This is a genomic window from Alphaproteobacteria bacterium (assembly GCA_039980135.1).
Taxonomy (GTDB): Bacteria; Pseudomonadota; Alphaproteobacteria; order UBA6615; family UBA6615; genus UBA8079.
The window spans coordinates 605016-624385 of record JBDXCV010000009.1 but is presented as its reverse complement, the minus strand read 5'-3'; the positions used below and the strand labels follow the sequence as shown (position 1 = coordinate 624385).

Genomic DNA, 19370 nt, shown 5'->3' with positions numbered 1-19370 from the left:
TTCAACCGGTTATACTTGCAAACATGTGCGTGTCAGTGAGGGAAAGCTGATGACGACGATGTTCGGAACGAAGCTGAGGATATCTGAACCCGGGCCGGGACGCGCGTGGTTGTTCGCCTTGGCGATGGTCCTGATCCTTGGTTTGGCACTGGCGGGGTCACCAGCCGGGTTTGCACAGCAGGCGGGCGGCGCGGCGGGTGTGCGAGCGATTGCCGACGGGGAGCCGCCGTCGAGCATGCAAGGCGTGGCACTGGCGCGCTTCTTTCAGCAGCGCGGGAACGCGGCCGGCGTACTGGGCCGGATTCAGCAATCCATCGAAGATCTGCGCCAGGCCCTTGCGCTGGCCCAAAGGAATAATGGTCCTGTTGCCACGATTGCCCGTGATCTCGGCTTTGCGGAAAATCGGGCCGGTAACATAGGTGGCGCCCTCAAGGCGGCCCGGGTGCGCGTCGACTCCGAGCGTGATCTGCCGCCGGGACGTCGCATCAGCGGCATGGCACAGCTGGCGCGCGCGGAGCTGGGCATGGGCCGACTGCCACGCGCTGAAAACCTGATAGAGGATATGCGCGCCATCTATCGCCGGCTCCCCGCGCGGGTTCCGCCACCACGCCGGAGCATGGCAAACCATCAGATTCTGGATGCCGATGCCCGGGTTCTCGCGGCGCGTGGGAAGCATGAAGATGCCGAGAAAATCATCGTCGAAGCGATATCCGAACTCACGAGTGCGGCCGCCTTCCTGGGCCGCACCCCCCAGGCACGCGTCCTGCTGGATGGCCGGCTGACAAGTTTGCAGATCACGCGTACGCGGATGCTGATGACGCTCGGACGCGAAGTCGAGGCGGAAGCGCAGATGCGCGACGCAATGCGCCGCAACATTCGCGACTACGGGAAACTGACGCCGACATCGGCGAATGTCATTGACTTCCTGGGCCGCACTGTTTTTGTGCAAGGCCGATTCGACGAGGCGGTCGCTCTGGGGCGGGAATCCGAGGCTATCCTGAGACAATTGGGCGCGCGGGAGACTTCGGTGAATCTCCTGCGTGTTCGCATCGGTCTGGCGCGGGCGCTTGCCGGTCAGGGGGAGTGGGAGGCGGCTGCGGAGATCGTGCGTGACGTCGATCGGCTGACCGCTGGCAAGGAACAGTTGCGCCGGCGCAGTATCGCCGCGACGGTCGATTCCGCCCTGATCTACTACGAGGTGGGTGAGTTCGATGCCGGCTTGCGCATCGCGAACGATTTGGCGCAACGAAGCTTGCGCCGCCTGGGCGAAAAACATTTCAACGCGGCGATGGCGCGCGGGATCGTCGCGATCGGCTTGTATCACAAGGGCGAACATGAGCGAGCGCTTGCGGATTTTCGCAAAGCCCTGCCGATTCTCTTGTCGCGTTCGCGCGATGTTGAGGGCGAAGAAACCAGCGCCACGGCGCGTTCCATCCGCCTGCGCGCCGTGCTTGAAGGCTATATGGGCGTCCTCGCCCATATCTACGGCAATGTGCCATCTCCGGAAGAGCGTGCGGCTATCGCGGCGGAGGCGTTCCGGATCTCGGACGCGGCCCGGGGGAGCTCGGTCCAGCGGGCGGTCGCGCAGTCGAGCGCACGCGCGGCGGCACGCGATGCGCAGCTCGCGAAGCTGGTCCGTCAGGAGCAGGATCTGCTGCGCCAGATCGCGGCGTTGTTTGGCCTCCTCACCGCGTTGCAATCCGCGCCGGAAGGTCAGAGTGATGCGTCTGCCACGCGTGATTTGCGCGAGAATATCGATGCTCTGCGCGGGGAGCGCGCGGAGGTGCGCGAGGATCTGGAGGATCGGTTCCCCGATTATATCCGCCTGATCGATCCGCCGCCGTCTGAACTTGCAGACGTGCGCAATGCGCTCGCGGACGACGAGTCCATTTTCGTGACCTATGTAGATGACGACCGGACATATGTGTGGGCCTTCGGCAAGTCCGGCGATGTCGGGTTCAAGGTGGCGGGGATCGGCCGGGTGCGGCTCGGCGCGGCCGCGACGCAATTGCGTCGCGCGCTGGACCCGCAGGCGAGCACGCTGGCCGATATCCCGGATTTTGACACGCGCCTGGCGCATCGCATTTACCAAAGCCTGTTGGCGCCTGTGGCCGATGGATGGAATGAAACGCCCAACTTGATTGTCGTCGCAGACGGCCCGTTGGGCCAAATTCCATTCGCATTGCTGCCGACGGCGACGGCGGCGGCGGGTGCCGACAATGCACAACTCTTCGACCGGTATCGGGACGTGCCCTGGCTGGCCCGGACACATTCGGTGATGGTGATGCCGTCGGTTGCGTCACTTGTGGCGCTGCGGTCCTTGTCCGGGACGGGCCAGGCAGACCGCGCGTTCCTGGGCTTCGGGGACCCCGTTTTCAATGATGCGCAACGCTCCCAGACTCCCTTGCCCGGCGCGCAGGGCGATCTCATCAGTCGTGGCGGTCTGCAACTGCGCAATGTACCCGTGCGTCTGCGATCATTGCCGCGAACGCAGGAGGTCGATGCCGCGCAATTCTCGCAACTCCCGCGTTTGCCCGATACGGCCGATGAAATTCGCACCATGGCCAGCGCATTGGACGCTGATCCGGCGCGCGATGTGTTCATCGGTAAACAGGCGAATGAGCAATCGGTTCGCGCCGCGCCGCTCGACGCGTACCGGGTTGTGGCGTTCGCGACCCACGGCCTCGTTCCCGGTGACCTCGATGGCCTGGTCGAACCGGCGCTTGCATTGACCGCGCCGCATATCGCGGGCGATCAGAATGGTGACGGTCTGCTGCAGATGGGGGAAATATTCGAGCTTGAGATGAATGCCGACTGGGTGGTGCTGTCGGCCTGCAATACCGGCACGGCCGCCGGGGCCGGTGCGGAAGCCGTGTCAGGCCTTGGGCGCGCCTTCTTTTATGCCGGAACGCGGGCGCTCCTGGTGTCGAATTGGCCGGTCGAGACGACGTCCGCGCGGTTGCTGACCACTGACATATTCACGCGGCAGACGCAGCAGCCCGGGCTCACCCGAGCCGAGGCGCTGCGCCAGGCTCAGATTGCGCTGATCGACGGACCCGGCTTTGTCGATCCGGAGACGGGCAAGCCCGCCTTCTCCTATGCCCATCCGATTTTCTGGGCGCCCTTCAGCCTGATCGGTGAGGGCGGAGATTACAAGATTGCGGCATCCGGCAAGGTGCCGTTCACGGCGCGCCGCGCAGCGCCCGAGGAATCCCGGTCCTCGTCACCGTCACAGCCGGCCGGGCCGGTGTTCGGCAACGATGAATTCGGTGACTGATTCTCCACGCGTAAACCCGTCTCTCGCCTGGCGGGATTCGCAGCTGACTTCGAGTTAATCAGGCTCTAGTCGGCAACAACGGCGTCCACCTCGATCTCGACAAGCCATTCCGGGTTCACGAAGCGTATCACCTGCATGATGGTGTCCACCGGCTTGGCCTCGCGGCAGAACTTCGCCCGCACATCGACCACGGCCTTCCAGTCATCGATGTCGGTCAGGATCAGGCGTGTCCGCACCACATCGTGCCAGCCGGAACCCGCGCGTTCGAGCGCGTCTCCGGCGATCTCGAAGCAGCGCTCGGCCTGCCTTGCGGCGTCACCGACCCCGACGGTTTTCCCGTCGGGGCCAACCGGGGCGGTCCCGCCGATAGAGATGTATGGCCCGACCCTTACGGCACGGGCAAACCCGACGATTTCCTCCATCGGATTGCCGTTCAGTACCAGACTGCGTTCCATTTTTTGTCTCCGGGTTGATAGCCGCGCCGAGCCTGATGCTATGCGATACCGATTCTCCGACATACGAGAATCCAACGGCCTAAACGAAAAACCCCTCCCGAAGGGGAGGGGTTTCGCAACGTGTCGTCGGAAGACGATCAGGCTTTAGTCGTCGAGCAGGCTCTCGGCCAACGCCTTGAACTCGTCTTCCTTCATCAGGCGCTTGTGGATCAGTGCCCAGTCCTTGACGGCCATCAGGATTTCCATGGCCTTGGTCTCTTCGACGCGGATCTGGTTGCGCTCGAGCCACTGCTTGACCGTATCGATGCCCGAGCCCTTGCCCATGACGGTCTCCGGCTCGGCCTGGCCGACCATGCGCGGACGGAATGGCATGACTTCGGTCTGATACTCGTCACCGCAATTCAGAAGCCAGGTGGCGATGATGCCGGACTCGACCTTGAACAGGTCGTCGCCGACGACGGGTCGGTTCGACGGAACCACGACGCCGGTGACGTCACGGACCATGTCGGCCAGCCATTTCAGCTTGTCGAGCTTGATGCCGATGTCGATGTCGTAAAGCGTGCGCAACGCCATCACGGTCTCTTCCATGGGGACGTTGCCGGCGCGTTCGCCGACACCCAGGACGGTGGACTGGATGACTTCAACACCCTCGGACAGGGCCATGATCGTGTTCGCCACGCCCATGCCGTAATCCATGTGGAAATGGGCTTCCATGGGGATGTCCGGGAAGCGTTCCTTCATCGAGCGCACGAAATACTGCATCGCGTGGATCGAGGTGGCGCCCATCGTGTCGACCAGCGCGAGGCCGTCCATATGGCCTTCCTTGCCGACGCGATCGATCAGGTCGATGACCCACTTCAGGTCCGAACGGGTGAAATCGATCGGGAAGAACACGACCTCGAGGCCGTTGTCATGGGCAAATTTGGTGGATTCGATCGAAAGATCGACGGCCCGCTCCATATCCCACTGATAGCCATACTGGATCAGATGGGGGCTGGCGGGGACTTCCATGATGACGCCGCCGACGCCGGCATCCACGGCGCGCTTGACGTCGTCGACCATGCAGCGGGCGAACGCATAGACGGTCGGTCCGAAGTCGCGCTTGGCGAGCTCCTCGACGACCCTGGCATCGTCCTTGGAGACGACCGGCATGCCGGCCTCGATGCGCTGAACGCCGACTTCCGCGAGGCCTTCGGCGATCCGAATCTTGTCGTCGAAGTCAAACGCGAGTCCCGCCTGCTGCTCGCCGTCACGCAGGGTGACGTCGTGGATGCGGATGTTGTCGGGGAACTTCCAGTCCTTGGTCACTTCGGGTGCGAAGTTCCAGGGGCTGGTGAACCAGTCGTCTGTTTTCCACGGTGTATCGGTCATTTTTGTGCCTCCTCGCACGCCTGTTTCTTAGTGCCGGACGTTGGTTATCGGTGAGAAAAAACCCGGCATATGCCCCGGCCAAATTTCGCGCGGACTGTAGGTAACAGCCCCGGGCGAGTCAACGCGCAGCACCGCGTCAGGGGCGAATCGCGCGGCACAAGATTTGGTCTCGAAATTCAGGATAATTCGCGCCTGCGGGCCATTTCCGGCAATCACGCGTGGGGGCAAAGCTTCTCGGCGGGCCCTACTGACACAGACCGCGCAGCACCTGATAGGAGAGTTGCGTGGTCTCGTCACCGGCGGCGGTGAAGCGATACCAGGCCGGGAAATTATACTCGGGGTTGCCGGCTTTCTTCTTCGCGAGAAACGTCTCGTTCGGCTGCCAGTCGTCGCCGTCGATGCCGGCGACCTCGACCCGGTATGCGTCCGGACGCTCACCCCACCACTGGATGCATTGGTTGCTGCCCACGCGTATGGGCCGGCTCGGCGCGTTGTCGCTCAGGGATAGGACAATCGCGTCGCCTTGCCGTTCGGTCGGTTCTGGGCGCTGGTTGATCGTGGAGAACGGCGTGTCCGAGACCGCCGCAGACACAGTTTCGGCGTTCTCGGCTGCGAAGAAGCGACCCGCGATGACGACGATAGCCGCGACGAACGCGATGATCAGAATTTCCCGGCGTTTCTTGAGCATTATGCCGCTCCGCGGATGGGTTCGCGCACGATTTTCGGGGCGCCAAGCGAGGCTATCATGGCTTGTGTTCGCTGCCGACGGCCTGCGAAATATTTGCATACCCGTCCCGCGCCAGGAACGAGGCGAGGTCTCTTTTGATGTTCTGGATCAGGCCGGGCCCGGCGAATACGAGGCCCGTATAGACCTGCACCAGGCTCGCGCCCGCGCGGATCTTGGTATACGCGTCCGCACCGCTCTGGACGCCGCCGACACCGATCAGGGTTACCTTGCCGCCGGTCTGCCGATAGACCGTGCGCAGCATCTCGTTGGACATCTCGAACAGGGGAGCCCCTGACAGGCCGCCCCGTTGTGCCGCGTGCGGACTGCGTAGAGCCTCGGGTCGGGCGGTGGTGGTGTTGCACAGGGTGATGGCGTTGATGCCGGCGGCAACGATGATTTCGATCAGCTCTGCCAGATGCGTCGCTTCGAGATCCGGGGCGAGCTTCGCGACCATCGCCGGATGAACGCCGGTCTCCGCCCGGGCCGTGTTCAGACGCGCAAGCAGATTCTCGAGCGCGCGGGGCTCCAGGAAGACCTGGCCGTTTTCCGTGTTGGGGCAGGAGACATCGATGGTCAGGTAGTCGACGGCCGGGGCAAACAGGGTCACCAGGTCGACGAAATCCCGGGCCGGATCGGCGCTTGTGGCGTTTGCCGCCATGTTGACCCCGATGGGGCACCCCGTTTCGCCCTGTTGCCGGACGAGACGCTGCAGGACGGCATCGGCGCCGTCATTGTTGAAGCCCATACGGTTGATCGCAGCGCGGTCGGGCGTCAGGCGAAACAGTCGCGGGCGCGGATTGCCGGCCTGTGGTTGCGGGGTGACACCCCCGACCTCGACGAACCCGCCGCCGAGACGCGCGACGCCCGCGACGGCGACGGCGTTCTTGTCGAAGCCGGCAGAGACGCCGACCGGGTTCGCGAAGCGTTGACCGAAGACCGTCTGGTCGAGGACCGGGAAATCGTCGGCAGATTCGCGCGGCCCGAATCCATTGGCCAGCCCGCGCAACGCAAGACCGTGCCCGGTCTCCGTTGGGAACATCCGCAAGGCAAGGTTGCCGATCTGATGAATGGTGCCCAAAACGGCGCGGAAGCTAGCGCAGAATGTCGGCCTGGAGAAGGGGCATGACGCAAAAGACTGGGGACATGATGTGTCCGGGAGAGATGGGGCTAACTCTCGCCGCCGACTTTGCTTTCGCGGTTGAAACGCGCCTCGACCATGCGGTCGGCCGCCCTGATTTCTGCCGGCGTCAGGCGCGATAGAATGCGTTTGCGGAGTTCAAATGCATCCTCGTTGCCCTGTAGTGCAGACAGTGATGCCCAGATATACGCCGCGACCGGGTCTTCATCCGTGCCCGCACCCTTGGAGTGGGCGCGTGCCAGCCGGAGTTGGGCTGCGGCGTTCGCCTGCTCGGCGGCACGTGTCCACCATTCGTAGGCCCGTTTGAAATCGGGCGTGCTCTGGAAACCGGCATTATAGAGGTCGCCGAGCCGCAGCTGAGCTTCCGCCAGGCCCGTGCCGGCGGCTTTCTTGATCCAGCCAAGCGCGCTGTCGGGGTCATAATCGCCGGCCAACCCCAGCATCAGCGTGTTGCCGTACAGGAGCTGGGCATTGCTGTGGCCATGGCGCGCCGCTTCGTCCAGCCAGGTCGCAGCCTGCTCGGGATTGCTCCTGACGATTTCATTGGTCAGCAATATGCGGGCGCCCAGATACTGCGCATCGGCGTTGCCGTCGTCGGCAGCGATGGTCAGCCATTTGATGGCCCGCTTGCCGTCTTTCCGTACTCCTTCACCACGGTAATATTGCCGGCCGAGGAGATAGGCCGCGTCGGCGTAACCCTGTTCGGCCGACATCCTGTAGAGGATATGGGCTTCCTCGGCGTCGCGGTCGCCGCCGATCCCCTGCTCGTACATCCGGCCGAGAATGGCCTGGGCGGGCGGATAATTCGACGACGCGGATTTTTCGAGCCAGGCGCGCGCGGTCGCGGGGTTTTCGGCGATTCCCCGACCGAGAAGATACATTGTTCCCAGCAGCCACTGGGCGGCTGGGTGGCCTCGTTCGGCATCCGGTTCGACCAGCCGGCGGGCCGATTCGAAATCCTTGGCAACGTAGAGGTCGAACGCCTGACCGAAATCGGCCGCAGCCGGAACCGTCAGAAGCCCGGACAGGAGCAGGGACCCCAATGCGGTCATCATCGCCGCGGCGCGACGTGTCCAGCTTCGTGTTAACGAACGGCCCATCGGAATTATTCTCTCCCCAGCACGGTGGCATGGTACCGCGCAAACATGTCGCTGACTTTACAACATTGAAACACGGCGTGAAGGTGACTTTGGTCCGAAACCCAGTTCGATCACTGATCTAGATCATATGTTCGATGAATGCAGTGACGTGGCGCACAGCATCCTCGATATTTTCCTGCTCCGTCCGCCCGGAAGATTTGCGGGGCACAAAGGAATGGTCGCCGTCTGAAATCCAGACAATCTCGACGGGTGGTTTCAGTTCATAGACGCCCACATCCTCGCGATTGCCGAACCGGTCGCGCTCACCCTGGACGATCAGGGTGGGCTGTCGCGCGCCCCGGAGTGGCTCGAGGCGTGTCTTTTCGGGTTTCGCGGGCGGGTGGAAGGGGTAACCCATGCAAATCACGCCATCAATCGATCCGGCACCTTCCGGTGCGGCGGCAAACGTCGCTGCGGCGCGTCCGCCCATCGACTTGCCGCCGATCAAGGTGGGGACATCCCGTGGCGGCAGCCCGGCAATTGTGGTGCGCCAGGTTTCGAGCAGGACCGGCATGCGGTCCGGCCCGCGGCGTTTGCCGTCGGCGCGACGCTTGGCCATGTAGGGAAATTCGAACCGGAGGACCTGGATGTCGTTGGCGGACAGGCCCCTGGCGACGGCATCCATAAACGCCGTGTCCATCGGTGCGCCCGCGCCGTGGGCGAACAGGAACCGGGCGTGGGGATGGTCGGGACCGTCGATCAGCATCGCGCGATCAACATCGGCATGTGCGCTAGTCGTGCGGTGTGATCTGGACGACGGAGCTCTTGTTGATCAGGTGAACGATGCCGGTTTCGTCGACGAACGGGAAAAACGGTTCCGGCGCATTCAGCAGATCCTGAATGCGGGAGGTTGCCTCGACAAAAACCTGCCCGCGCATGCCCGAGCCGCCCTGCAGTATCAGGTCGGCGCGGACGCGCACCTTGGGAATCTTTGGAAAGCGAACAGCCATCAATTCTATCCGTTGAACAGCCCGGGCCCATTGCCCGCAAGCCTTTGCTAGTATGGGTCGATAAATGTTTAGGAGTGGTGAATGACATCTTCGGACCTGATATCGCTGAGCGCACGCGAGGCGGTTGGACTTCTGCGGCGCGGCGACGTATCGCCGCGGGACCTGGTTGACGCCGCCGCCGACAGGATCGCGTCCGTCGATCCCAACGTCAATGCGGTGCCCACATTGTGCCTCGAAATGGCCCGCGAAGCGGCGGATAACATAACGCCGCCGGAACAGCCCGGGCCGGGCTGGTTGGCCGGATTGCCCATCCTGGTCAAGGACTTGAGCGATGTCGCCGGGGTCCGGACCACCTATGGTTCGCCCATATTCGCCGATCATGTGCCCGATCGCGATGATCTGATGGTCGCCCGGCTGAAGCGCAACGGTGCGATCGTCATGGGCAAGACCAACACACCGGAATTCGGTGCCGGCGCAAACACCTTCAACGAGGTCTTCGGCAAGACCCGCAATCCCTGGAACACGGACATGACCTGCGGTGGTTCGTCGGGCGGTGCGGCGGTAGCACTCGCGACCGGCATGACCTGGCTCGCGACCGGGTCTGATCTCGGCGGTTCGCTGCGGACGCCGGCGAGTTTTTGCTCCGTTGTCGGCATGCGACCCACGCCGGGGCGTGTCGCGACCGGGCCGGGCAGCGACCCTTTCCAGACATTGTCCGTAAACGGACCCATGGGGCGCAATGTGGCCGATATGGCGTTGATGCTCGACGCCGAGGCGGGGCTCGATCCCTACTATCCCCTGTCAATGCCGCCGCCGGAGACCTCGTTTGAAAGCGCCGCACTGAGCCCAGTCCTGCCCGGGCGAATCGGATTCTCGCCCGATCTGGGAATCGGTCCGGTCGACAAGGAAGTGGCCGACATCTGCCGCGCCGCGACGGAGAAACTCGCGAGCGCAGGCGCGACGGTCGAGGAATCCTGTCCGGATTTCTCCGGTGCACTGGATACGTTTCAGGTTTTGCGTGCGGCGTTGTTCGTGACCGGGCGGGCGACGCTGCTCGAAAATCATCGCGACAAGCTCAAGCCGGAGATGATCTGGAATATCGAGAAGGGCATGAAACTGACCGCCGGCGAGATCGGTCGCGCCCAGAATGAACGGGCCCGGCTGAGCGAGCGCGCGGCGAAATGGTTCGAAAGCCACGACGTGCTGGCCTGTCCGGTTGCCATCGTGCCGCCGTTCGATGTGGACATCCGCTATGTCGAGAGTGTCGGTGATCACCGCTTCGACAATTATGTCGACTGGCTCTATATCGTCGCGGCCATCACGCTGACGGGTTGTCCGGCCATATCGGTGCCGTGCGGGTTCACGTCGACCGGTTTGCCCGTCGGTCTGCAACTTGTCGCCCCTCCGCGCAGCGAGGCGGCGCTCCTGTCCATGGCGGCCGCGGCCGAGGAAATCTTCGGTCTGAGCGGCCAGCTGCCCATCGATCCCCGGCCCGGCGCCGCCTGAATCAAGCGGCGGTGTTGCGAAGCACCAGAGGTTTTATTGCAGTGAAGCATGGGCTTGATTCGCCATTTAGGGCTGGAATCGGCCATATTCCCGGGGAATAACAGTTAGTTACATTTTCGCCGACTAATCCTTGCGTTTAGGTATAGTGCGGTGCACCATGTTTTGCGTTGCACAATTATTTCAGGGGTTTCCCATATGTCGGTTGATGTTATTGAGCCGCTCGCAAAGCCGGCGGCGCCGGTCGTCGCGGATCCGATCGAAGAACTGAGCGGTTACTTTTTCGAGGACCTGGAGCCGGGCATGACCGCCGCCTATGCGCGCACGATCGGTCCCGCCGATCTGGTCATGTTCGCGGGAATTTCGGGCGATACCAATCCGATGCACCTGAACGAGGAATATGCTGGACGGACGATGTTCGAGGGCACCATCGCCCACGGCATGCTGTGTTCGAGCTTCATTTCTACCGTCGTGGGAACCCGCCTGCCGGGACCGGGCTGCGTCTATATCAGCCAGTCCCTCAAATTCAAGGCGCCGGTCCGTCCCGGTGACACCGTCACGGCGCGGGCAACCGTGATCGATCTCAACCCGGCGAAGGGTCGGGTCACGCTGGAAACCGTGTGCACGGTCGGGGACACGGTCGTGATCTCGGGCGAGGCGGAAGTGCTGGTGCCGCGCCGGAACAAGAACGGCGCCTGAGCCGCTTTGACCGGGCGGTGACCCCGTCACGCGCGCGCACTGCGCGCGGTCGGGCTTGATCGACGCCCGGTCGGCGCGTAAATCCCGCCCATGCGGATTTTCAGACATGTGGGCGACCTGCCGGATACTGCCAAGGGCGCGGTTGTCGCCATCGGCAATTTCGACGGGTTGCATCGCGGCCACCAACAGGTGATCGCGACCGCGCGCGACATCGCGCGCACCCAGTCGCGGCAATTCGGTGTCCTGACATTCGAGCCGCATCCGCGTGCCTTTTTTGGTCGGGTCGATACGCCGTTTCGCCTGACGCCATTTCGCATCAAGGTTCGTGAGCTGCAGGTTCTCGGGGTCGATTTGCTGTTCGCCCTGCGCTTCAACACGGCCCTGTCCCGGCGCACAGCAGAGAATTTCCTCACCGAACTGCTGCATCGCGGCATCGCGCCGGCCCATGTCGTCGTCGGCTACAATTTCAAATACGGCGCGGGCCGGGACGGCGACTTCGATCTGCTCGCGGCCCGCGGTCGCGAGTTGGGCTTCGACGTGACCTGCGTCGAGCCGGCCCGGGACGAGGTGAATGAGGTCTATTCGTCCACATTGATCCGGAAATATCTGACCAACGGGCAGCCGCAGCGTGCGGCGGCGTTGCTGGGGCATCTCTGGGAGGTCGAGGGCCGGGTCGGCACGGGCCGCCAGTTGGGTCGCACCATCGGTTTTCCGACGGCCAATGTCGATCTGGGCGAGGCGATCCGTCCGGCGCGCGGGGTGTATTCGATCCGGGGTGGCGTACGCGACGGGGAGACGATCCGCTGGTATGACGGGGTCGCGAATGTCGGCGTGCGGCCGACGGTCGATGGCGAGACGCTGGTCCTCGAAGCACATCTGTTCGATTTCGACGCGGATATCTACGGGCGTTATCTGCGCGTGGCCTTCGTGGACTTTCTGCGGGCGGAGCAGAAATTCGATGGAATCGACGCCCTGAAGACGCAGATTGCCGAGGATTCACGCCAGGCGCGCGAATTGTTGCAGGCGCGCGCGCTCGGCGCGGGTGATTTTATCGGCGAGGATATGTAAAACACCGGATGTCCGGCTGTTGCCGTCACGTGTGTGCCGCTCTATAAGCCGCCCGGTCGCCTGGGAACAAAACATGGCCATTGATTACAAGGACACCGTCTTCCTTCCGAAGACCGAATTTCCGATGCGCGCCGGGTTGGCGAAGAAGGAACCCGCGCTGCTCGCCCGTTGGGCTGAGCTCGATCTGTTCGCGCGCCAGCGTGCCGCATCGGCCGGCCGCCCGCCATTCGTCCTGCATGACGGCCCGCCCTACGCGAACGGCCATCTGCATATCGGTCATGCACTCAACAAGATCCTGAAGGACGTGATCAGCCGGTCCCAGCAAATGATGGGCAAGGATTCCAACTACGTCCCCGGCTGGGACTGTCATGGCCTGCCCATCGAGTGGAAGATCGAGGAACAGTATCGCGCGGAGGGCCGGAACAAGGACGATGTACCGATCCTCGAGTTCCGCAAGGAATGCCGCGAGTTCGCCGAGAACTGGGTCGGCATCCAGTCGGCGGAGTTTCAGCGGCTCGGCGTGATCGGCAATTGGGACCAGCCCTACACGACCATGGCGTTCGCCGCCGAGGCCCAGATCGCCCGCGAGATTTCGAAATTCGCGATGAATGGCGGCCTGTATCGCGGCGCCCGTCCGGTGCTCTGGTCGGTGGTCGAGAAGACCGCGTTGGCGGATGCCGAGGTCGAATATGAGGACCATGTCTCGCCGTCGATCTATGTGCGCTTTCCGGTGACGTCGCCGGCGGACCCGGCACTCGACGGCGCGGCGATCGTGATCTGGACGACGACCCCCTGGACCATACCGGGAAACCGGGCAATCGCGGTGGGTGCCGATCTCGAGTATGTGCGCGTCACGGTGCACGAGGTCAGCGAGAAGAGCCGCGTTCAGGTCGGCGACGAACTGGTCATGGCCGATGCCCTGCGCGAGACCGCGTGCAAGGAAATGGGCATCGAGGCGTGCGCGGAAACTGCCCGCATCAAGGGTGCTGCCATCATCGGCAGCGTGTGCGCCCATCCGCTTGCCGCCAAGGGCTTCGACCATGAGGTGCCCGTCTACGAGGCCGATTTCGTCACCACCGAACAGGGCACCGGTTTCGTTCACATCGCGCCGAGCCATGGCGAGGACGATTTCCATCTGGGCCGTGCCTACGGCCTGCCCGTCCCCGATATGGTGGACGCGGCCGGCTGCTATTTCGACCATGTGCCGCTGTTTGCCGGTATGGCCGTCCTCACTGCCGATGGCGAAGAAGGCGAGGCCAACGGTGCGGTGATGAGCGTTCTCGAAGGCGAGAACGCGCTGCTGGGCCGGCGCCGGCTGGAGCACTCTTATCCCCATTCATGGCGCTCGAAGGCGCCGCTGATCTTCCGCAACACGTCCCAATGGTTCATCTCCATGGAGACGAACGATCTGCGCGACAAGGCCCTGACCGCGATCGGCGAGACCCGGTTTGTCCCGGCGGCCGGACAGACCCGGCTGCGCTCGATGATCGAGAGCCGGCCCGACTGGTGCATCTCGCGCCAGCGCGCATGGGGTGTGCCGATCCCGGTCTTCGTGCACAAGCAGACCGGTGAATTGTTGCGTGATCAGGCGGTGTTTGACCGTATCGCCGAAGCCTTCGAGGCCGAAGGCGGCGACGCCTGGTTCGCGAGCGACCCATCGCGGTTTCTCAGAAACGAATACGACGCCGATGACTATGAACAGGTCCGCGATATCGTCGATGTCTGGTTCGATTCGGGCTCGACCCACGCCTTTGTGCTCGAGGAACGCGATGACCTGCAGTGGCCGGCGTCGCTGTATCTCGAAGGCTCCGATCAACATCGCGGCTGGTTTCATTCGTCGTTGCTGGAATCCTGCGGCACGCGGGGCCGTGCACCTTATGATGCGGTGCTGACCCACGGCTTCGTCATGGCCGAGGACGGCCGCAAGATGTCGAAATCCCGCGGCACCGATGTCTCACCCCAGGACACGGTCGAGAGCCTCGGTGCGGACATCCTGCGCGTCTGGGTTGTCGGTTCCGACTATTCGGAAGATCTACGGCTGGGGCCGGAAATCCTGAAGCATCAGGCCGATCTGTACCGGCGCATCCGCAACACGCTGCGGTTCCTGCTGGGGAACCTGGACGGATTCGACGAAAGCGAACGTGTGCCCCGCGCCGAGATGCCCGAGCTGGAGCGCTGGGTCCTTCACCGCATCCACGAGATGGACGCGCTGGTTCGCCAGACGACGGACGGTTTCGAATTTCACACCCAGTGGACGGCGCTGCACAATTTCTGTGCCGTCGAGCTTTCGGCATTCTTCTTCGATATCCGCAAGGATGCACTTTATTGCGATGCCGGGGACAGCCTGCGCCGCCGGGCGGCGCGCACGGTGCTGGACGCCCTGTTCTCGCATCTGACCGCCTGGCTGGCACCGATCCTGTGCTTCACGGCGGAAGAGGCGTGGCTTTCGCGCCGCGGCGAAGGCGATGCCGAATCGGTGCACTTGCGAACTTTCCCGGAGGTCCCGGCGGACTGGCGCGATGACGCGCTGGCTGCGAAATGGGAGAAAATCCGGACCCTGCGCCGCGTCGTCACCGGCGCGCTGGAGATCGAGCGCGCCGAGAAACGCATCGGCTCGAGCCTGCAGGCCGCACCGACAGTTTATGCCGACGCGGAAACCGTTGCCGCCATGGCGGGGCTCGATCTGGCGGAAATTTCAATCACCTCGGGCGGGACACTGATCGAAGGCGACGTGCCGGCGGCGGCATTCCGTTTGCCGGAGGTGGACGCGATCGGTGTGTCACCGGGTCTCGCCGAGGGCGAGAAATGTGCCCGTTGCTGGCAGGTCCTCCCCGATGTGGGCGCGCATGCCCATCCGGATGTTTGCGGCCGCTGTGCGGCGGCGATCGACGGGCGACAGGAGGCCGCCGAGTAGGCGGGGGCGTTGATGCAGCGGTGGGCCTTGCTCTTTGTTGGTGTGCTGATCGCCGTCGATCAAATTTCAAAACGCGTGATGCTGGGTCTCGTCTTCGACCCGCCGTCGATTATCCCGGTCACATCGTTTTTCAATCTCGTCCCGGTCTGGAACCGCGGCATCAGTTTCGGGCTGCTGGGCGGTGCCGAGACGTCCCGCTGGATTCTGGTGGCACTCGCGCTCGTGATTGTCGGCTTCCTCTTCATCTGGCTGGCGCGCGCGGGGCAGGGGGTCATTCGATTCGCACTTCTCCTGGTCATCGGTGGTGCGTTGAGCAACGTGATCGACCGGGTGGTCTACGGTGCGGTCGTGGATTTTATCGACATCCACGGGTTCGGCTGGCACTGGCCGGCGTTCAACCTGGCCGATATGGTGATTGTGCTCGGGACCGCGCTGTTGTTGTACGATGGCTTGTTCGGATCTCCGCGTTCGCTAAAATAGTGCTAGGTTTGAAACCGGTAACGGTCCGCACTGAGACCCAGGCAATGGTTTGATGCATATGACGGGCAAAACTGACAATCCCACGCGCGCAGACGGCAATGTCCGCATGCCGCGCGGCACCGTTCTGCTGGTGATTGCCGCTCTCACGCTGGCCGCATGCGGTGATTCGACCAAGCGGGTGCTCGGGCTCCAGCGCACGGCGCCGGATGAGTTCGCCGTCGCCCCGCGTGCACCGTTGTCGCAGCCGCCCGATTTTCGCCTTCGTCCGCCGCGCCCCGGCGCCGAGGACCTGACCACCGTTTCGGCCCGTGAGCAGGCACGCCAGGCGGTATTCCGCGGCGACGACGAGGAGCGCGCTGCGCGCGGTAATGACGGGCCGGCTGCACAGCCTGCGCCGCGCGAGGGTGTGGCGCGCGCGACGACGGGCGAATCTGCCTTCCTGTCGCGCGCCGGTGCGCTGGAAACCGATCCGCTGGTCCGTTCGCAGATCGACCGGGAAAGCTCGATTCTGGCGGATGAAAACCAGAACTTCGTCCGCGAGCTGCTGGGCCTGAAGCAGGATCCGGTGGATGAAGAGGTGGATGCCGCCTCCGAGGCGCGTCGGCTGCGGGAGAACCAGGCGCTGGGTGTTCCGCCCAGCGAAGGCGAGACGCCGACCATATCGCGTACGCGGAACAGCCTGTTCGACATCTTCTAGGCTCCGGGCCGCCCTAATTACGCCAAATGTCGCGCTATTGTGACTGCATTGCCGGTATACGACGTTGCAGGTGACCAAACTTGCGCCATATCTGGTGTCGGTACATTGGCGCTTTGAATGAGGACGGAACTGATGACGTGGAAGCTGTATTCGCGAGCCTTTCGTGCCCCGCTGTTGCGCGCGCTGTTGCCGATGGTTTTCCTGGTGCCGTTCGCGGGCGCGGCCCACGCGCAGGTCTTCAATCCGACGACCTTCGAGCTCGACAACGGCATGCAGATTGTCGTGATCGAAAACCATCGCGCACCGGTTGTCACGCATATGGTCTGGTACAAGGTCGGCGCGGCGGACGAGCCGGCTGGCAAGTCCGGGATTGCCCACTATCTCGAACATCTGATGTTCAAGGGGACGGAGACCCGCGCGCCGGGTGAATTCTCCCAGATCATCGCCAATCTGGGCGGCCGCGAGAACGCGTTTACATCGCAAGACTATACCGGCTACTTCCAGACCATCGCGCCCCGGCATCTCGGGCTGATGATGGAGCTGGAAGCGGACCGCATGACCGGGTTGGTTCTGACCGATGAGATCATCGAGCCCGAACGCCGTGTCATCCTTGAAGAACGCCGGTCGCGAACCGAAAACAACCCCCGCTCGCTCCTGTCCGAACAGGTTGCGGCGGCGACCTATCTCAACCATCCCTACCGCTTGCCGGTGATCGGCTGGGCGCATGAAATCGAGGGTCTGTCACGCGCCGATCTCGAATCGTTCTACGAGACCTGGTATGCGCCCAACAACGCGGTTCTGGTTGTATCCGGGGATGTCGATCCGGCCGAAGTCTTGCGGCTCGCACAGGAGACGTACGGCAAAATCGAAGCCAAATCCCTGCCGCCGCGTTTTCGGCCTGTTGAACCGCCGCAGCTTGCGCCGCGCGAGGTGGTAATGCGCGATGCGAGGGTGGATCAGCCCGCCTGGTCGCGCCGCTATCTCGCCCCCAGCTATGTCGCCGGCGACACCGAGCATGCCTATGCGCTCGAACTGCTTGCGGAAATCATCGGCGGCGGCGCGACGGGACGGATTTACCGGTCGATTGTTGTCGACCAGGCGCTGGCCGCGTCCGCCGGGGCCTGGTACTCGCCCGGTGACCTCGACCTCACGACATTCGGTGTCTGGTTCAGCCCGCGGCCCGGCATAGCGGTCGACACGGTGCGCGACGCCATGGACAATCAGATTGCGAACCTGGTCAAGGACGGCATCACGGCCGATGAGCTCGAGCGGGCGAAGCAGCGCCTTATCGACAGCGCGATCTTCGCGCGCGACAGCGTTCGGGGTCCTGCGCGTGTTCTGGGTGCGGCCCTGGCCTCGGGGCAGACGGTGACCGATGTCGAGGCCTGGCCCGACCGGATTCGTGCGGTCACGGTGGAGCAGGTCGATGCGGCTGCCCGCGAAGTATTCAATGCGAACCGGTCCACCACCGGCGTGTTGCTGCCGGCCGAAGGAGACAGCCGAACATGATGCCCGCCCTGAAACGCGCGCCCGGCGCGGCGCTGCTGGCGCTTGCCCTGGTTCTGGTACCCGCCGCAGCCAAGGCCTTCGATATTCAGCGGGTGATCAGCCCCGGCGGCATTGAAGCCTGGCTGGTCGAAGACCATTCGTTGCCGATTGTCTCGGTTCGGTTCCTGTTTCCCGGAGGTGCCGCGACGGACCCGGCCGGCAAGGCGGGACTGGCCAACATGGTGTCAGGGTTGCTCGACGAAGGCGCCGGTGAGCTCGATTCGCAGGTTTTCCAGGGCCGGTTGGCGGACCAGTCGATCTCTCTTTCATTTTCCGCCTCGCTCGACGGTTTTTCGGGCCGCATGAAAACCCTGACCCGCAATCGCGAAGAAGCGTTCGACCTGTTGCGGTTGGCGCTGACGGCCCCGCGTTTCGATGCGTCCGCCGTGGCGCGCATCCGGGCCCAGATTCTCACCGGACTCGCGGCGGGTGCGAACAATCCCAACCGGATCGCGCAGCAGACATTCCGCGAGACCGTTTTCGGGGATCATCCCTACAGCCGGCCGGTCACCGGGACACTTGAGAGCGTCGGCGCGATCACCGAGACGGATCTGCGGACGTTCGTGGCGCGCCGGCTGGCGCGCGGCGAGCTCATCGTCGGCGTGGTGGGCGACGTGACGGCGGCTGAACTGGGTACCCTTCTCGACACAACCTTCGGCGAATTGCCGGAGCGTGCGGAGGCGTTCACGATACCGCAGGCCGAGACCGGCGGTGCGGGTGAGGTGATCGTCGTCGAACGTGACAATCCGCAAAGCCGGGTCGTGTTCGGCCATCGCGGGGTGGCGCGGGATGATCCCGATTACTACGCCGCTTTGGTGCTGAACCATGTGCTGGGCGGCGGCAGTTTCACGTCCCGGCTCTATGGCGAGGTGCGCGAGAAGCGCGGGCTGGCCTACTCTGTGTTCAGTTACCTGCTGCCGCTCGAGAATGCCGCACTTTGGATGGGTGGTGCGGGAACCGAGAATGGCGCCGTGGCCCAATCGATCGACCTGATCCGGGGACAGTGGGAAAATGTGCAGGAATTTGCCATCTCCCAGGATGAGCTGGACCGGGCGAAGGCCAACCTGATCGGGTCGTTCGGATTGCGGTTCGACAATACAGGCTCCATCGCCGGGACCCTGGTCGCGGTGCAGTTCCGTGATCTGGGGATCGATTATCTCAATCGGCGCAATGACTTGATAGAGGCCGTCCAGCTCGATGATATCCGTCGGGTCGCGGAACGGATTCTCGACCCGGCCGCGCTCACCGTGGTGGTGGTCGGCAAACCCGTGGGGCTCACGGCGACGCGGACCGTGACCGACGGGGGTTAGCCGGAGGTCGGGCGTTCTCCGACTCGCCCGATTTGTCCACAATATGCGGCATTGCCGTCGGTCCGGCGGTGGTCGCAGACTGCCGGTCCGGGCG

At 63.7% G+C, this 19370-nt stretch carries 16 protein-coding genes; 9 read left to right on the top strand and 7 right to left on the bottom strand.

Translation table 11 applies throughout. The features are described from left to right. Positions 1-49: 49 nt before the first annotated feature. A complete protein-coding gene (locus ABJ363_13460; GenBank protein MEP4380005.1) occupies positions 50-3277 on the top strand; it encodes a CHAT domain-containing tetratricopeptide repeat protein in 3228 nt (1075 codons plus the stop codon). Between the two features lie 65 nt (positions 3278-3342). On the opposite strand, the gene ABJ363_13455 is transcribed toward ABJ363_13460, so the two are convergent. The 7 genes from ABJ363_13455 to ABJ363_13425 all read right to left on the bottom strand — a co-directional run bounded on the left by ABJ363_13455 (position 3343) and on the right by ABJ363_13425 (position 9057). After that, positions 3343-3732, bottom strand: coding sequence for a Rid family hydrolase (locus tag ABJ363_13455; protein MEP4380004.1), 390 nt, complete (start codon positions 3730-3732; stop codon positions 3343-3345). 144 nt (positions 3733-3876) lie between these two features. Beyond that, positions 3877-5103, bottom strand: a complete 1227-nt coding sequence (locus ABJ363_13450; GenBank protein MEP4380003.1) for a pyruvate carboxyltransferase — start codon at positions 5101-5103, stop codon at positions 3877-3879. Positions 5104-5347: 244 nt separating this feature from the next. Continuing rightward, complete coding sequence (locus ABJ363_13445) at positions 5348-5791, bottom strand: hypothetical protein (protein MEP4380002.1); 444 nt, start codon at positions 5789-5791, stop codon at positions 5348-5350. A 55-nt stretch (positions 5792-5846) separates the two neighbouring features. Beyond that, a complete protein-coding gene (locus ABJ363_13440) occupies positions 5847-6908 on the bottom strand; it encodes a quinone-dependent dihydroorotate dehydrogenase (protein ID MEP4380001.1) in 1062 nt (353 codons plus the stop codon). A gap of 89 nt (positions 6909-6997) precedes the next feature. Then, a complete protein-coding gene (locus tag ABJ363_13435; GenBank protein ID MEP4380000.1) occupies positions 6998-8068 on the bottom strand; it encodes a tetratricopeptide repeat protein in 1071 nt (356 codons plus the stop codon). 118 nt (positions 8069-8186) lie between these two features. Then, the gene (locus ABJ363_13430; protein ID MEP4379999.1) at positions 8187-8813 is read right to left on the bottom strand and encodes an alpha/beta family hydrolase; all 627 of its coding nucleotides are present in this window, start codon (positions 8811-8813) and stop codon (positions 8187-8189) included. Positions 8814-8838: 25 nt separating this feature from the next. Next, positions 8839-9057 carry a hypothetical protein gene (locus ABJ363_13425; GenBank protein MEP4379998.1) on the bottom strand — a complete coding sequence of 73 codons (219 nt, stop codon included), beginning with the start codon at positions 9055-9057 and terminating at the stop codon, positions 8839-8841. 81 nt (positions 9058-9138) lie between these two features. Between ABJ363_13425 and ABJ363_13420 the strand changes: the two genes are divergently transcribed. From ABJ363_13420 to ABJ363_13385, 8 genes are all read left to right on the top strand, one after another. Next, positions 9139-10563, top strand: a complete 1425-nt coding sequence (locus tag ABJ363_13420; protein ID MEP4379997.1) for an amidase family protein — start codon at positions 9139-9141, stop codon at positions 10561-10563. Between the two features lie 300 nt (positions 10564-10863). Further along, positions 10864-11259: a MaoC family dehydratase gene (locus ABJ363_13415; protein MEP4379996.1), complete on the top strand. Its 396-nt coding sequence runs from the start codon at positions 10864-10866 to the stop codon at positions 11257-11259. A gap of 90 nt (positions 11260-11349) precedes the next feature. After that, positions 11350-12327 (top strand): bifunctional riboflavin kinase/FAD synthetase, encoded by a 978-nt coding sequence (locus ABJ363_13410; protein MEP4379995.1) that lies wholly within the window; start codon positions 11350-11352, stop codon positions 12325-12327. A 73-nt stretch (positions 12328-12400) separates the two neighbouring features. Beyond that, positions 12401-15241 carry an isoleucine--tRNA ligase gene (gene ileS / locus ABJ363_13405; protein ID MEP4379994.1) on the top strand — a complete coding sequence of 947 codons (2841 nt, stop codon included), beginning with the start codon at positions 12401-12403 and terminating at the stop codon, positions 15239-15241. 12 nt (positions 15242-15253) lie between these two features. Further along, complete coding sequence (gene lspA, locus ABJ363_13400) at positions 15254-15721, top strand: signal peptidase II (GenBank protein ID MEP4379993.1); 468 nt, start codon at positions 15254-15256, stop codon at positions 15719-15721. A 58-nt stretch (positions 15722-15779) separates the two neighbouring features. After that, on the top strand, positions 15780-16418 hold the full coding sequence (locus ABJ363_13395; GenBank protein MEP4379992.1) for a DUF3035 domain-containing protein: 639 nt from the start codon (positions 15780-15782) through the stop codon (positions 16416-16418). 132 nt (positions 16419-16550) lie between these two features. Then, positions 16551-17927 carry a pitrilysin family protein gene (locus ABJ363_13390; GenBank protein ID MEP4379991.1) on the top strand — a complete coding sequence of 459 codons (1377 nt, stop codon included), beginning with the start codon at positions 16551-16553 and terminating at the stop codon, positions 17925-17927. Next, positions 17924-19276, top strand: a complete 1353-nt coding sequence (locus tag ABJ363_13385; protein ID MEP4379990.1) for a pitrilysin family protein — start codon at positions 17924-17926, stop codon at positions 19274-19276. Before ABJ363_13390 ends, ABJ363_13385 begins: the two co-directional genes overlap by 4 nt. Positions 19277-19370: the final 94 nt, after the last annotated feature.